Below are 1,645 nucleotides of genomic sequence, written 5' to 3'. Positions count from 1 at the left end.
GTCGAGAGCTACCTCAATATACCTGCAATAATCAGCGCCGCTGAAGTGACCAATGCTGTTGGCATTCATCCTGGCTACGGTTTTCTTGCTGAAAATGCTGACTTCGCAGAACAAGTCGACAAGAGCGGCTTTACCTTCATTGGCCCCCCTGCCAGTGTCATTCGCTTAATGGGGAATAAAGTTTCAGCCATCACAGCCATGACAAAAGCCGGCGTACCGACGGTTCCTGGCTCCGACGGCCCGATCACAAATAATCAAGATCGAACCAAAGCTATTGCACGCAAAATTGGCTACCCGGTTATTATCAAAGCAGCCTCAGGTGGTGGCGGCCGGGGTATGAGAGTTGTTAACGACGAAGCTGAACTACTCACCTCGATTCAGCTAACACAGTCTGAAGCCAAAGCCGCTTTTGGCGATGACACCGTTTACCTTGAAAAATTTCTCGACACACCCCGGCATGTCGAAATCCAGGTACTTGCAGATAACCATGGCAATGTCATTCACTTAGGTGACCGTGACTGTTCACTGCAACGAAGACACCAAAAAGTTATCGAAGAAGCCCCTGCACCAAATATTAACGAGGAAGCCCGACAAGCCACGTTTGCCGCCTGCGTAAAAGCCTGCAAAGATATCGGCTATCGCGGAGCAGGAACATTTGAGTTCTTATACCAGGATGACAGTTTCTATTTTATCGAAATGAATACCCGAGTACAGGTAGAGCACCCTGTAACAGAAATGATAACAGGCATTAATATCGTTAAAGAGCAAATTAGAATTGCTAGCGGCCTACCACTTTCAGTCTCTCAAGCTGAAGTAAATCTTGAAGGCCATGCGATAGAGTGCCGCATTAACGCTGAAAATGCTCAAACCTTTGCACCGAGCCCCGGCTTAGTTAAACAGTTTCACGCGCCCGGTGGCATGGGAGTCCGTGTCGATTCGCATTTATATAGCGGCTATCGTGTACCTCCATTTTACGACTCTTTAGTTGCCAAAATCATTTGTCATAGCGAAAACCGTAATGCGGCGATGAACCGTATGACAAACGCACTTGACGAGCTAGTCGTAGACGGAATTGACACAAATATTGACCTTCACCGCAAGCTACTTTCCGATAGCGGATTTCGAGAGCTCGAATTTAATATCCATCATCTGGAAAAGAATATCCTTTAGTTTCATCTAATGTATTTCATTCCCGACTATCAGGAAGTCACTGACTTATGAACTGGATCCAAGTTAAAGCCAATATATCTCCCGCCATCGCAGAAGCTCTCGAAGAAGGCTTGCTCGCGGCGGGAGCCAGCGCAGTGACTCTCGAAGATGCTCAAGACCAGCCAGTGCTAGAGCCCGAACGGGGCACAACGCCGCTTTGGGAAGAAACGATCGTCACCGGGCTGTTTTCTGCCGATGAGGACCAAAAAGCTATTAGAGCCATCACTGAAAGTGTCTTCACCAATCTTTCAGATCAGACCTTCCCTGAATTGCGTTTTGAAATATTGGAAAACGAAGACTGGACGCGTAAATGGATTGATAACTTCAAACCCATTCAGTTTGGTCGCCGCTTATGGATATGCCCAAGCTGGCATGACATTCCTGAGCCAAACGCTGTCAACCTGATGCTCGACCCTGGCCTGGCTTTCGGCACTGG

Annotated in this window: 2 protein-coding genes; both read left to right on the top strand. The window is 47.9% G+C overall.

Annotated elements, in window-relative coordinates:
• The coding region (locus A3729_RS19670) for an acetyl-CoA carboxylase biotin carboxylase subunit (protein ID WP_068634196.1) at window positions 1-1,170 on the top strand (1,170 nt) is incomplete at its 5' end.
• A gap of 47 nt (window positions 1,171-1,217) precedes the next feature.
• Window positions 1,218-1,645 (top strand): 50S ribosomal protein L11 methyltransferase (locus A3729_RS19665; protein WP_197475938.1); only part of this gene is annotated, 428 nt, incomplete at its 3' end.

This window comes from Oleiphilus sp. HI0043 (assembly GCF_001634935.1).
Note: the sequence above shows the minus strand (reverse complement) of the source record. Positions and strands in the feature narration are given on the sequence as shown.